Source organism: Stenotrophomonas sp. 220_Sma (genome assembly GCF_056487375.1).
The window spans coordinates 1,737,146-1,750,405 of record NZ_CM151348.1 but is presented as its reverse complement, the minus strand read 5'-3'; the positions used below and the strand labels follow the sequence as shown (position 1 = coordinate 1,750,405).

Here is a 13,260-nt window from a genome sequence, read left to right as displayed (position 1 = left end):
TGCAGAGGTCGTGTCGTTGGAGGTGCTGTCTTTGGGGGTCTTCTTTGCCATGGGTTCACTTTAAGTCGGACGTATCGCACAGGCTGAGATTCTGCCCGGCGCTCTGAAAAGAATTATCGGACATCCGTACCAACCTCAGTGGAACCAGAGAATCGCCACAAAAGACCGCGGGGTAATGCGCTATGGAACGGGTCAACGGTTGGGTCGCAACAGGCCGCAATAGAGGCCCTCGATCGAGAAGTCCTGGTCAGGCAGCACCTCGATCGGCTTGTAGTCGGGGTTACGCGGCAGCAGGCGGATACGATCCTTGGCGATCTTCAGCAGCTTGACGGTGATCTCGTCATCGATGCGGGCCACGACGATCTGTCCGGAATGGGCATCGCGGGTGCGGTGCACGCCGATCAGGTCACCGTCGAAGATGCCCTCGTCGATCATCGAATCGCCCTGCACCTTCAACAGGTAATCCGGTGCCGGCGAGAAGAACACCCGGTCCAGCACCACGAAGTCGTCCGAGCCGATATCAGCACCGATCGGCAGACCGGCTGCGACACGGCCCAGCACCGGCAGGCGCAGGACGCTGTCGGGCAGGCCCGGCTCGGCCAGCTTCTCGACCGGTGGCGCCTGTACCAGGCGGATGCCGCGGGCCTGGCCCGGGATGCGACGGATCGCACCGGCCTGCTCCAGGGCTTCCAGGTGGTACTGGGCCGCGCGCACGCCCTTGAAGCCGAACGCACGTGCGATTTCAGTCTGCGACGGCGGCGCGCCTTCGCTCTCGATACGCTCGGCGATCAACTGCAGGATCGCCTGCTGGGTGTCGGTCAGGTCCATGGTTAGTAGTATTACTACTAATGAGCGGAACTGCAAGTGCCGGGGGCGACACGGCGACAGCTGTGGTGCCGAGCTGTGCTCGGTAATCGTCGCTGGGCTTGGCCTGGCTGGCAGAGACAAAGGCGGAGCAAAAGCGCCGACCAGCGGTCGGCTCTACAGGAATCGCGCAGCGATTCCGCGGTTCCCGTTGGGAACCGCTGCGGCAAGCACACTATGTGTGCTTGCCGCTTCTCCAGATCGAAAACAGGATCCAGACGCCGCAGAAGCCGGCGCCGATGAAGCCACACACGCCCAATGCCAGCAGCCAACGGCTGGAGACGCCGCCAACGCTGTGCATCACGATCGACGAGCCGATGATCAGGGCGGCAGTGACGATGCCCATCACCAGCCGGTTCGCCGCACGGTTGACCTGCTCGCCGAAGCCCTGCAGCGCCGTGGTTTCCACCTTCAGCTGCAGACGCCCACGGCGGGCGGCCTGGACCAGCTTGCGCAGGTCGCGGGGCAGTTCACCGGCGAAGTCGACCAGGCCCAGCAAGCTGCGGCGGCCGCGCTTGAGCAGGGCCCTGGGCGCATAGCGCTGCAGCACCACCCGTTCCAGGAACGGGCGCGCGGCACTGGCCATGTCGAAATCAGGGTCCAGCTGCCGCCCCATGCCTTCCAGGGTCAGGAACGCCTTGATCATCAGCGCCAGGTCGGCCGGCAGGGTCAGGCTGTAGCTGCGCAGCAGCTGGGTGATGTCGCCCAGCATCAGACCGATGCGCAGGTCCTTCAGCGGCACGCCACGGTACTGGTCGACGAACTGGCTGATGTCGTGCTGCAGCCGGTTCTCGTCCACTTCCACGCCGCCGGCCCAGTCCAGCAGCACGTCGGCCACACCCTGCGGGTCCTGCTCGACCAGCCCGTGCAGCAGCTGCGCAACCTGGAAACGACGCACTTCGGACAGCGCACCGACCATGCCGAAATCGATCACACCGATGCGGCCGTCACGCAGGTAGATGATGTTGCCCGGGTGCGGATCAGCGTGGAAGCTGCCGTCCTCCAGCACCATCTTCAGCACGATGTCCGCACCGCGTCGCGCCAGTTCGCGCCGGTCCAGTCCTGCCGCATCAACGCCAGCCAGATCACGCCCTGGAATGCCGTCGACGAAGTCCTGCACGTTGAGGCTTTCGCAGGTCCACTGCCAGTGCACGTCGGGAATCAGGATGTCGTCGCGGCCTTTGAAGTTGCGCGCGATGCGCTCGGCATTGCGGCATTCGGCGGCGAAATCCAGCTCGCGACGCAGCGACACGGTGAACTGCTGCACCACCTCGGCCGGGCGATAGCGGCGCAGGTCCGGCAGGCGCGCCTCGACGATCTCCGCCAAGCGGGCCAGCAGCCGCAGGTCGGCCTCGACCACATCGCGGATGCCGGGGCGACGCACCTTCAGCACCACCTCGCGACCGTCATGCAGGCGCGCGCGGTGGGCCTGCGCCAACGAGGCGGCGGCCATCGGGGTTTCATCAAGGAAGGCGAACACTTCTGAAGGCGATGCGCCAAGGTCGGCCTCGAGCTGCTCGCGGATATCCGCGTACGGCAGCGCCGGCACTGCGTTCTGCAGTTCAGAGAGCTCGGCGATCCATTCCGGCGGCAGCAGGTCGACGCGCGTCGCCAGTACCTGGCCGAGCTTGACGAAGGTCGGGCCGAGATCCTGCATCGCGCTGCGCACGCGCACCGGCGCGGTCATCCGCAACAGTTCCTGCCGCTCCTCGTTCCAGTGCAGCAGGCGCCCTGCCCGCTCCAGCGTGCTGGCCAGGCCGATGCGCCGCACCACGTCGCCGAAGCCATAGCGGATCAGGACGACGGCGATTTCCTGCAGTCGGCCCAGGTCACGGACCGTGCCCAGCGTTTCCCACATCATGCGTGCTCCGGACGATTACCGGAGCAGCATGTCACAGCTGGGCGTCGATACCGCGCAATGCCGCCGCCACGGTTTGCCGGCGGATGGCTTCGCGGTCGCCGTCGAACTGGAACAGCTCGGCACGGGCGTAGCCACCGCGGCGCTTCCAGCCAATCCAGACGCTGCCGACAGGCTTGTCCGGGCTGCCGCCACCAGGACCGGCGATGCCGGTCACCGCCACGGCGATACCGGCGCCGGAATTGACCAGCGCACCGGACACCATTTCCAGCACGGTTTCGCGGCTGACCGCGCCGAACTGCTCCAGCGTCTGCGCACGCACGCCCAGCAGGCGCTGCTTGGCCTCGTAGCTGTAGACCACCATGCCGCAGTCGAAGAACGCCGAGGAACCGGCGATGTCGGTCATGCACTTGGCGATCCAGCCACCACTGCAGCTTTCAGCGGTCACCAGCTGCAGCGAAGCCTGCTGCAGGCGCTGCCCGAGCGCGGCGGACTGGGCGTTGAGTTCAGCATCGGTGGGAATGGACATCGGCATGACGGTGGGGTGAAGAACCTGCACGTTGTACCGCAGATGACAGCTGGATGTCGCGCCCCTCCGGCACGGTTGCGCTGCCGGCCAGCGGCCGGCACTACCGGGCATGGGCCGCTACCTCACCACTCCGGCAGTTTCTCCGGCAGCAGCGCCCGGATCGGCGCGCCGTCGGCACTGGCAGCCAGTTTTTCGGCTTCGGCAATCGGCAGGTCGACCTGCAGCAGCCAGCCGTCTTCGTCGGCCTGCTCGCTGCGGATCACTTCCAGCTGGTGCAGGCGCGCACGCAGGCGGCCGGCATCCGGCGGCAGGCGCAGCTCACCGGTCACGTGCTGCAGGCCAAGGCGCTTGCCCAGCACGCTCTGCAGCAGCTCCAGGCCCTGCCCGTCGCGTGCGGAAATCCACACCCGCTCGCGGCGCGATTCGTCCGGGATGCCATCCTGGCCGTCGTGGCGGACGTCGGCACCGTCGATGCGGTCGATCTTGTTGAACACCAGCAGCTGCGGCAGGTCGCCGGCACCGACCGCGGTCAGCACCTCGTCGACCTGCGCGATGCGCTCCTCGCGATGCGGATCGGCAGCGTCGACCACGTGCAGCAGGAAATCGGCCTCGCGCGCTTCGGACAGGGTCGAACGGAACGCGGCGACCAGGTCATGTGGCAGGTCGCGGACGAAACCGACGGTGTCGGCCAGCACCACGTTGCCCCCCGGCACCGCAATGCGGCGCACGGTTGGGTCCAGCGTCGCGAACAGCTGGTCGGCGGCATAAGCCTCGGCGCCGGTCATGGCGTTGAACAGGGTCGACTTGCCTGCGTTGGTGTAGCCCACCAGGGCCACGCGCGGCAGTTCGCTGCGCACGCGTGCACGGCGCATCTGGGTGCGCTGCACTTCCACCTTTTCCAGGCGTTTCTGCAGCTGTTCGACCCGCTTCTGCAGCAGGCGGCGGTCGGTTTCCAGCTGGGTTTCACCCGGGCCGCGCAGGCCGATCGAACCACCGCGCTGGCGCTCCAGGTGGGTCCAGCCGCGCACCAGCCGCGTGGCCAGGTGGCGCAGCTGCGCCAGCTCGACCTGCAGCTTGCCCTCGTGGCTGTGCGCACGCTGGGCGAAGATGTCCAGGATCAGGCCGGTACGGTCGATCACCCGGCGCTCGAGGAAACGTTCCAGGTTGCGCTCCTGGCCCGGGCTCAACGCATGGTTGACCAGGATCAGGTCGGCACCGCTGGCATCGGCCGCGGCCTTGATCTCGTCCAGCTTGCCGCTGCCGATCAGGGTCGACGGATTCGGACGATCCAGGCGCGCGGTGATCGTCGCGGCGATGCTGGCCCCAGCCGAGCGGGCCAGATCACCGAATTCTTCCAGCACATCGTCTTCCAGCTTGCCGAAATGGGGCTGGATCAACAGGGCGTGTTCACCCTTTTTCGAGCGGTCAAACATTCACCGCTCCGGTATTACTCGTCTGCTTCATCACCTGCCTGACCACCTTCACCCGACTGCACGTAACCGCCACCCGGACCGACCTTCACGTTGCGTGCCGGAACGACCGTGGAAATGGCGTGCTTGTAGACCATCTGACTGACCGTGTTGCGCAGCAGGACCACGAACTGGTCGAACGACTCGATCGTGCCCTGCAGCTTGATGCCGTTCACCAGGTACACCGAAACCGGCACGCGTTCGCGCCGCAGTGCGTTCAAGAAAGGATCCTGCAGCGATTGCCCCTTGGACATTGCACACTCCTGATTATTGTTCTTATTGGGTTGCCGACGGTTGCCACGGCCCCCGAGCCGCCCGCCGACCGATGATGTTACACGGCTGGCGGGGGTTCAGCGTGCGACGAAGGTCGACACCGCGCCGGCAAGGCGCTCGTGGTCGATATGGGGGTCGAACCAGCGCGCATCAAGCTCGCCGCGCAGCCAGGTCAGCTGGCGCTTGGCCAGCTGGCGGGTGGCGAAGATGGCCTTGTCACGGAAGCGGGCAGCATCGCCCTCCCCGTCCAGGTACTCCCAGGCCTGGCGATAGCCGACCGCGCGCACTGCCGGCAGGTCCAGCGGCGCCTCCACGGCAGCCATTTCCGGCATCGCGCGCAACGCCCGCACCTCGTCGAGGAAGCCCTGCGCCAGCATGGCGTCGAAGCGTGCCTCGATGCGCTGGTGCAGCACCGCGCGGTCACGCGGCGCCAGGATCAGCTTGAGGGTGCGCACCGGCAACGGCGCCACGCCCGGCCGGCGCTGCCATTCAGTGATGGGGGTGCCGGTCAGGCGATAGACCTCCAGCGCCCGCTGGATGCGCTGCGGGTCGGTAGCATGGATGCGTGCGGCCGCCGCCGGATCGACTTGGGCCAGCTCTGCGTGCAGTGCCGCCCAGCCACGCTCGGCCGCCTCGGCGCTGAGTGCTTCGCGCGTCGCCGGATCGGCCTCCGGCATCGGCGACAGGCCCTGCAACAGGGCGCGGAAGTACAGGCCAGTGCCACCGGCCAGGATCGGCATCTTGCCGCGTGCCACGATGTCGGCCACGACCCGGCCGGCATCGGCGGCGAATTCGGCTGCCGAGTAGGTCTGCCAGGGATCGCGCAGGTCCAGCAGATGGTGGGGGGCCTGCGCGCGCTCGGCCGCATCCGGCTTGGCCGAACCGATGTCCAGGTGCCGGTACACCAGCGCCGAATCGACGCTGACGATCTCGCCATCCAGCTGCTTCGCCAGGGCGATCGCGGTGGCGGTCTTGCCACTGGCGGTCGGCCCCATGACGGCGATCGCCAGCGGCCGCCGGTCGATGCCCATCAGTCTTCGTCCGGCCAGCGGATCGTCGGCGTGGCGTCGGCGCGTGGCGTCGGCACCGCCTCGACCGCCTGCCAGATCTTCAGCGCATCCACAGTGGCGGCTACGTCATGCACGCGCACGATGCGCGCACCACGCTGCACCGCAATCAGGTGCGCGGCCACCGACGCGGCCACGCGTTCGGACGGCGTGTCGCGGCCGGTCAGTTCCCCCAGGCTGCGCTTGCGCGACAAGCCGGCCAGCATCGGCACGCCCAGTTCCAGGAAGCGCTCGGAGCGCGCCAGCAGGGTCATGTTGTGGGCGGTGGTCTTGCCGAAGCCGAAACCGAGATCGACCAGCAGGTTCTTCTTCGCAATGCCGGCCATCTCGGCAGCGAACAGGCGCTGCACCAGGAAGCCATGCACCTCGGCGACCACATCGTCGTAGTGTGGATCGGCCTGCATGTGGCCCGGCTCACCCCGCATGTGCATCAGCACCACCGGCACGCCGGCTACAGCGGCGGCGTCCAGCGCCCCCTCCTGGCGCAGGCCGTAGATGTCGTTGATCATGCCGGCGCCAGCGGCCACCGCCGCACGCATCACCTCCGGCTTGAAGGTATCGATGCTGATCGGCACCTGGGTACGGGCGGCCAGCTGCTCGATCACCGGAATCACCCGGCGCAGCTCGTCCTCGACCGATACCGGGGCGGCGCCCGGACGGGTGGATTCACCGCCGATATCGAGCAGGTCCGCGCCCTCCTCGACCAGCTTCAGGCCATGTGCGACCGCGGCCTCGGTGGTGTCGTGCGCGCCGCCATCGGAGAACGAATCCGGGGTGACGTTGACGATGCCCATGACCCGGGCACGGTCGAGGCGCAGGATGCGGCCGGCGCAATCGAGCTGGGGCGAGGTATCGAACATGGGCAATCCTGCAGGGACAACGGCGGGTAGTTTAGTTCGGCAGGGCGGCGCCCTGCACCCGCAGAGGCCAGAGCGACAGCACGAGCCGGAGCAACAGCTGGCTTGCTGAGGAATGGCGGGGTGGGTCCGGTTGCGGGAGACGCTGCAAGTACGTCCATGTAAGCTCGGTCGCCGCATCCATGCGGCTCACGCCCCCGCAACCGGACCCACCCCGCCTTCGACAGATTTCTGCGATCTGTCGGCATTTCTGTAGAGCCGAGCCATGCTCGGCTCAGATCTCACAGATATCGAGATATTCAATTTCGATGAAGATTCATCCACGCATGACGTGGATCTATCGTGTCGACCAAGGTCGACACCTACCAACAGCAGCAGGAAATTGTCAGGGGTGGGGCGGTGTGGGTTGGCAGGACCGTTGGCGCCATGGATGGCGCCATCGAGCCCCCAAGGACGGGTTTACGGCGTGTCCTGCCAACCCACACCGCCCCGCCATCCCCAGAAACTCGCTGTTGCTGTTGCTGTTGCTCTGGCTCGGAGCAGGTGCAGGGCGCAGCCCTGCCGATACCCCTCAACGGCGGCGGCGCTTGCGGTCCACGTACAAGGTCCTGGCGATGCTCAGCACGATGCCGACACCGATACCCACCACGCAGCCCAGCAGCAGATTGTCGGCCCCCAGGCCCACACCCACGCCGACCACGGTGGCGATGACCATTTCGGCGGTGTGGGAAATCGGTTCGGGCTTCGGGGCGGACATGCGGGCTCCAGCGTCAGATCAGTTCTTCGGGATGGGCCAGTGGCCCGGAAACGACGAAGCCGGGTTGCCCCGGCCTCGTCTGGTGTCACGTGCAGCGGGCCGTCAGTGCGATTCGGCCGGGCCTGCGATCGGCGGCAGCGGACGGGCGTCGCCGCCCTTGTCGTTGCCACCATCCTTGTTCGACTTGTTCCAACCGGCCGGCGGCGGCGGATCGCGGCCTTCCATGATGGCGTCGATCTGCGGCGCGTCGATGGTCTCGTACTGCAGCAACAGCTGGGACATCGCGTGCAGCTTGTCCAGGTTGGCCGTCATCAGCTCGGTGGTGCGTGCGTAAGCCTCGTCCAGGATGTTGCGCACTTCCTCGTCGATGCGGCGCGCGGTGTCGTTGGACACGCTCTTGTGCTGGGTGACCGAACGGCCCAGGAACACCTCGTCGTCCTCTTCGCCATAGGCGATCGGGCCGAGCTGGTCGGACAGGCCCCACTTGGTGACCATGTTGCGGGCCATCTTGGTGGCGCGCTCGATGTCGTTGGAGGCGCCGGTGGTGACCTTGTCGGCACCGAAGATCAGCTCTTCGGCCACGCGGCCACCGTACAGCGAGCACAGCTGCGACTTGATCGCCACGCGGTTCATCGAGTACTTGTCGCCTTCCGGCAGGTACATGGTCACACCCAGCGCGCGGCCGCGCGGAATGATGGTGACCTTGTAGACCGGGTCATGCTCGGGCACCAGGCGGCCGACGATGGCGTGGCCGGCTTCGTGGTAGGCGGTGAGGGTCTTCTCCTCCTCGCTCATGGCCATCGAGCGGCGCTCGGCACCCATCAGGATCTTGTCGCGGGCACGGTCGAAGTGGTCCATGCGGACCTCCTTCTCGTTGCCACGCGCGGCGAACAGGGCAGCCTCGTTGCAGAGGTTGGCCAGGTCGGCGCCGGAGAAGCCCGGGGTACCACGCGCGATCACCATCGGCTCGACGTCGTCGGCCAGCGGCAGCTTGCGCATGTGCACCTTCAGGATGTGCTCGCGACCCTTCACGTCCGGCAGGCCGACCACCACCTGGCGGTCGAAACGGCCCGGACGCAGCAGCGCCGGATCCAGCACGTCCGGACGGTTGGTCGCAGCGATCACGATCACGCCTTCGCCACCTTCAAAACCGTCCATCTCGACCAGCAGCTGGTTCAGGGTCTGCTCGCGCTCGTCATGACCGCCGCCCAGGCCGGCGCCACGGTGACGACCGACGGCGTCGATTTCGTCGATGAAGATGATGCAGGGGGCGTGCTTCTTGGCCTGCTCGAACATGTCGCGCACGCGGCTGGCGCCGACGCCGACGAACATTTCCACGAAGTCCGAACCGGAGATCGAGAAGAACGGCACCTTGGCTTCGCCGGCAATGGCCTTGGCCAGCAGCGTCTTGCCGGTACCCGGCGGGCCCACCATCAGCACGCCGCGCGGAATCTTGCCGCCCAGCTTGGTGAACTTGGAGGGATCGCGCAGGAAGTCGACCAGCTCGCCCACTTCTTCCTTCGCCTCGTCACAACCGGCAACGTCGGCAAAGGTGACCTTGATCTGGTCTTCGCCCTGCAGCTTGGCGCGCGACTTGCCGAAGGACATCGCGCCCTTGGCACCGCCGCCACCGCCCTGCATCTGGCGCATGATGAACAACCAGAAGCCGATGATCAGGATGACCGGCAGGAAATTCATCAGGATCGCGCCCAGGGAGATGCCGCTGGACGGCTCCTCCTGCACGATCTCCACGTTCTTGGTGCGCAGCACGTTGATCAGGTCACGATCGAACGGTGCGGTGATGGTGGACGACTGCCCACCCCGGGTGGTGTAGGTCAGCTGGCTGGTACCGCCGCGCATGTCGCCGCCGAAGGCGACCTTCTGCACGTTGCCGCTGTCCACCTGGTCCAGGAACTGCGAGTACGACGCACCCTGCGCCCCAGCCCCGGAGGTCTTGGGCGAGAAGCTCTGGAAGACCACCATCAGCACGACGGCGACGACCACCCATAGCAGGAGGTTCTTGGTCAAGTCGTTCATCCTCATTGGCTCCGGTGTTCCTCTCAGTGCTGGCGTTGCGTTGGGGTCGAACTTGCGTACGTTGCGAGCTTACTTCATGTGGGCGCGTTTTCCCTGACCCAAGGCATACACCTCGGGAGAGCGCTTGCGCGAGGCTTCCGGCTTGCGGATGGAGACCTTGTCGTACCGGCGGCGCATGTCGCGCACGTAGTCGTCAAAGCCCTCGCCCTGGAACAGCTTGATCAGGAATGCCCCACCGGTCTTCAGGTGGTTGTCGGCAAAATCCAGGGCCAGCTCCGCCAGGTGCATCATCCGCGGCTGGTCGACCGCGCCTACACCACTCTTATTGGGGGCCATGTCCGACAGCACAAGGTCTACCGGCTGATCCCCGAGCATGGCTTCAAACTGCGATAGAACGGCTTCTTCCCTGAAGTCACCATGAAGGAACTCCACGCCGGCCAGCGGCGGCATGTCCAGGATATCCAGTGCCAGCACGCGGCCGGTGTCGCCGATCTGTCTCCGAACCTGCTGAGACCAGCCGCCGGGGGCCGCGCCGAGGTCGACCACCACCATGTGCGGCTTCAGCAACCGGTCACGTTCCAGCAGCTCTTCGAGCTTGTAGGCCGCGCGCGAGCGCATGCCTTCGGCCTGGGCCTTCTTCACGAAGGGGTCGGAGAAGTGTTCCTTGAGCCAGCGCTGGCTGCTTTTGCTGCGGGTAGCCATTGAAAATAGGGGCTGATGGGGTCCTCATGATACCCTGATCGCCCCATTCAACCGTGTTTTCCTGCATGTCCATCGCCCTGACCGCTTCCCAGACCCGTTTCCTGCGCGGCCAAGCCCACGACCTGAAGGCCCTGCTGCAGACCGGCGGCAAGGGCGTGACCCCGGCCTTCATCGCTGAGCTGAACGAAGTGCTGGAGCGCCACGAGCTGGTCAAGGTGAAGGTCGCTGCCGAAGACCGCGACGCCCGTGACGTGATGATCGGCGAGATCGTCGAAGCCACCGAGAGCGCGTTGGTACAGCGCATCGGCCACGTCGCCGTGCTGTACCGCCCGAGCAAGGAACAGCGCCAGATCGTGCTGCCGCGCGGCTGATCGCCTTACTGCCATGCAGCTGAACCACGAACCGCCCGATTACGCCTACAGCCTGCGCGCCGCCGATGGCCGCTCGGCCAAGGTGAATGACCAGGTGCTGGGCAGCAGTTTCTTCCTGACCCCGGACCAGCTGGTCACGCAATGGCCGGTAGTGAGCGCCACCGCGCTGCAGCTGGCTGACCTGGAGCCGATCCTGGCGCTGAACCCGGCGCTGATCGTGCTCGGCACGGGTGACCGCCAGGTATTCCCGCCGGCAGTGGTGATGGCTGCCTGCCTGTCACGCGGCATCGGCCTGGAAGTGATGAACAATCCGGCCGCCGCGCGCACCTTCAACATCCTGGCGGGCGAAGGCCGCAAGGTCGCGGCCGCTTTCATTCTGGAAGGCTGAGTCGAGGCGTCGGGCGCGCCCCGGCGCTAGCCGCCAGAAGCGGTGCAGCGGAAGGCCGAGAACTGCTTCAGCCGCCCGATCAGGTTGCCGCTCTGGCCCCAGCGGATGTCCATGACCTTCCAGTCCTGGCCCTGCCTTTGCAGCAGGACACGGTCGGTCCAGCGATAGTCGCCCACCGCCATTTCGACGGGTACCCAACTGCCATCGCCGCTCGTCGCGGGCAGCCCCACCTTTACCGTTTCCGGCCGATCCGGCGCCATGAGATACGGGCTCTGGTCCAGCATGTGCGGCTTCTCGTCATGCGCGGCCAGCACCGCACAGGCCCGCTCGTAAGCGCGCTGCGCATCGATGGCTGAGCGCAGCGCATCGCCCAGCAACGGCGGAATGGTCGCTTCGTCCGAAGCCGGCGCCTGGACGGCCGCGTAAAGACGGGTGACCACGTCGCGCGGATCGCTGGCTGCGGAGGCCAGCGGCGCGACGATGAGCAACGCGAGAGTGGAAGCAAGACGGAGCATGGGGCACCGGATCGACTGGGACCGATCAAGAATGCCGGGTATCCCGTCCGCCGTGAAGGTGAGCCTGCGACACACAAGATCGCAAATGACCACTCTGCGGTACCCGGGTCGAGCATGGCTCGACTCTACAGGTCAGGAACGCCGGGCATGGCCCGGCGCTATCGCATCTGACGATCAGCGTGCCGGCAGGTACTGCTGCGGGTCGACCGGCTTGCCGTTGTAGCGAATCTCGAAGTGGACCATGTCGCGGTTCGCACCGGTACGGCCCATTTCGGCGATCTGCTCACCGGCCTTCACGCTCTGCCCTTCATTCACCAGGCGCTTGCGGTTGTGGCCATAGGCCGACAGCCACTGGTCGCTGTGCTTGATGATGATCAGCTCGCCGTAGCCCACCAGGCCGGCGCCGGAATACACCACCACGCCGTTGGCGGTGGCCTTGACCGCCTGGCCGCTGGTGCCGGCGATGTCGACGCCCTGCTTGGTCGCATCACCAGCCACGTAACGGCCAACGATGGCGCCATCAGCCGGCCAGCGCCAGGCGATGTTGCTCTTCACCGGACCGACCGGCGCCGGGGCCGGCGTGGTGCTGCCGCCACTGCTGCCACCGGAACGCGGCGGGGTGACCACCGTGGTGGGCGCGCGGCCGCCGCTGGCACCGGCCGGATACAGCCGGATCACCTGCCCCGGATAGATCGTCGAGGGGTTGTCCAGGCTGTTCCAGGCAATCAGGTCGGCCGGGGTGATGTCATGGATGCGGGCCAGCGCATAGATGGTGTCGCCCTTGCGCACCACCACGGTCTGCCCCGGCTTGGGTACCGAGGTCTTCGGCGTGGTCACACCGCCACCGGCGCTGCCACCACCAGGACGAACCACGGTGGCGGTGCCGCAGGCGGCCAGGGTGGAAACCAGCAACGCCAGCGCGCCGATGCGCACTCCCTTGCTCAGACGATCAGGACTCATGCGAACTTCGACCTCCATACAAGCCAGGCGATCAGCACCACCACCAGCGCGGTGGCGATCCAGCCCAGCGGTTCAATCCAGCGACGCAGTGCCGCTTCAGCACGCGCACCACCGATACGGATGACCGCAGCCAGCACGAACACGCGCTTGCCACGACCGATCAGCATGCTCAACAGGTACTGCGGCATCGGTACACCGACGATACCCGATGCCCACGTGAAGACCTTCATCGGGATGGGCATGAATCCGCCCAGCACCAGGAAGGTGAACACTGCCCACGGCGACTCGGCCATCTTCGCCTGCACGGTGGTGATGCCCTGCTCGATGGCCGGCAGCATGCCCAGCGCCTCGAACAGCGGCTTGATCGCCTCGAAGGCGTAATGACCCAGCGCGTAGCCAACCAGTGCGCCGACCATCGAGCCGGCCAGGCTCAGGGTGGCGAACCACCAACCGCGCTTGGGCTGGGCCACGCACATCGGCGCCAGCATCACCTCCGGCATCACCGGGAAGATGATCGCCTCGAAGAAGCTCAACACCGTCAGGTAGGTCGGCGCGCGTTCGTGCGCCGCCCACTTCATCGCCCGCTCGTACAGCGGCCCGAAAATCTTCATGC

The 13,260-nt window shown here is 66.5% G+C and carries 15 protein-coding genes; 2 read left to right on the top strand and 13 right to left on the bottom strand.

From position 1 onward, the window contains the following. Positions 1 to 192 precede the first annotated feature (192 nt). The 10 genes from lexA to rlmE all read right to left on the bottom strand — a co-directional run bounded on the left by lexA (position 193) and on the right by rlmE (position 10,413). Positions 193 to 828 (bottom strand): transcriptional repressor LexA, encoded by a 636-nt coding sequence (lexA, locus tag ACZLIB_RS08350; RefSeq protein ID WP_032128412.1) that lies wholly within the window; start codon positions 826 to 828, stop codon positions 193 to 195. A 211-nt stretch (positions 829 to 1,039) separates the two neighbouring features. Continuing rightward, complete coding sequence (gene ubiB, locus ACZLIB_RS08345) at positions 1,040 to 2,722, bottom strand: 2-polyprenylphenol 6-hydroxylase (protein ID WP_049461320.1); 1,683 nt, start codon at positions 2,720 to 2,722, stop codon at positions 1,040 to 1,042. Positions 2,723 to 2,756: 34 nt separating this feature from the next. Next, a complete protein-coding gene (locus tag ACZLIB_RS08340; RefSeq protein WP_010484249.1) occupies positions 2,757 to 3,251 on the bottom strand; it encodes a CinA family protein in 495 nt (164 codons plus the stop codon). A gap of 122 nt (positions 3,252 to 3,373) precedes the next feature. Then, the gene (gene hflX / locus ACZLIB_RS08335; protein WP_201863910.1) at positions 3,374 to 4,684 is read right to left on the bottom strand and encodes a ribosome rescue GTPase HflX; all 1,311 of its coding nucleotides are present in this window, start codon (positions 4,682 to 4,684) and stop codon (positions 3,374 to 3,376) included. A gap of 14 nt (positions 4,685 to 4,698) precedes the next feature. After that, complete coding sequence (gene hfq, locus ACZLIB_RS08330; protein ID WP_004152891.1) at positions 4,699 to 4,974, bottom strand: RNA chaperone Hfq; 276 nt, start codon at positions 4,972 to 4,974, stop codon at positions 4,699 to 4,701. 96 nt (positions 4,975 to 5,070) lie between these two features. Further along, positions 5,071 to 6,024 carry a tRNA (adenosine(37)-N6)-dimethylallyltransferase MiaA gene (gene miaA, locus ACZLIB_RS08325; protein WP_164080819.1) on the bottom strand — a complete coding sequence of 318 codons (954 nt, stop codon included), beginning with the start codon at positions 6,022 to 6,024 and terminating at the stop codon, positions 5,071 to 5,073. Then, positions 6,024 to 6,920, bottom strand: coding sequence for a dihydropteroate synthase (gene folP / locus ACZLIB_RS08320; RefSeq protein ID WP_180847928.1), 897 nt, complete (start codon positions 6,918 to 6,920; stop codon positions 6,024 to 6,026). The genes miaA and folP overlap by 1 nt, the downstream gene beginning before the upstream one ends. A 568-nt stretch (positions 6,921 to 7,488) precedes the next feature. After that, positions 7,489 to 7,674: a hypothetical protein gene (locus ACZLIB_RS08315; RefSeq protein ID WP_021202558.1), complete on the bottom strand. Its 186-nt coding sequence runs from the start codon at positions 7,672 to 7,674 to the stop codon at positions 7,489 to 7,491. 102 nt (positions 7,675 to 7,776) lie between these two features. Then, positions 7,777 to 9,711, bottom strand: coding sequence for an ATP-dependent zinc metalloprotease FtsH (gene ftsH / locus ACZLIB_RS08310; protein ID WP_014036751.1), 1,935 nt, complete (start codon positions 9,709 to 9,711; stop codon positions 7,777 to 7,779). 69 nt (positions 9,712 to 9,780) lie between these two features. Then, positions 9,781 to 10,413 (bottom strand): 23S rRNA (uridine(2552)-2'-O)-methyltransferase RlmE, encoded by a 633-nt coding sequence (rlmE, locus tag ACZLIB_RS08305; protein ID WP_005409014.1) that lies wholly within the window; start codon positions 10,411 to 10,413, stop codon positions 9,781 to 9,783. Between the two features lie 65 nt (positions 10,414 to 10,478). Here rlmE and yhbY point away from each other — a divergent pair, with 65 nt between their 5' ends. Both yhbY and ACZLIB_RS08295 read left to right on the top strand, forming a co-directional pair. Continuing rightward, entirely contained in the window at positions 10,479 to 10,784 is a 306-nt protein-coding gene (gene yhbY / locus ACZLIB_RS08300; RefSeq protein ID WP_004152868.1) for a ribosome assembly RNA-binding protein YhbY, read from the top strand. A 13-nt stretch (positions 10,785 to 10,797) separates the two neighbouring features. Further along, a complete protein-coding gene (locus ACZLIB_RS08295; protein WP_012510659.1) occupies positions 10,798 to 11,172 on the top strand; it encodes an Mth938-like domain-containing protein in 375 nt (124 codons plus the stop codon). A 26-nt stretch (positions 11,173 to 11,198) separates the two neighbouring features. Here ACZLIB_RS08295 and ACZLIB_RS08290 read toward each other — a convergent pair whose 3' ends face one another. From ACZLIB_RS08290 to ACZLIB_RS08280, 3 genes are all read right to left on the bottom strand, one after another. Then, a complete protein-coding gene (locus ACZLIB_RS08290) occupies positions 11,199 to 11,687 on the bottom strand; it encodes a YqhG/Tai3 family protein (protein WP_164080495.1) in 489 nt (162 codons plus the stop codon). Positions 11,688 to 11,861: 174 nt separating this feature from the next. Beyond that, positions 11,862 to 12,647: a peptidoglycan DD-metalloendopeptidase family protein gene (locus ACZLIB_RS08285; protein ID WP_049462716.1), complete on the bottom strand. Its 786-nt coding sequence runs from the start codon at positions 12,645 to 12,647 to the stop codon at positions 11,862 to 11,864. Continuing rightward, positions 12,644 to 13,258, bottom strand: a complete 615-nt coding sequence (locus ACZLIB_RS08280) for a YqaA family protein (protein ID WP_014036746.1) — start codon at positions 13,256 to 13,258, stop codon at positions 12,644 to 12,646. Before ACZLIB_RS08280 ends, ACZLIB_RS08285 begins: the two co-directional genes overlap by 4 nt. Positions 13,259 to 13,260 lie beyond the last annotated feature (2 nt).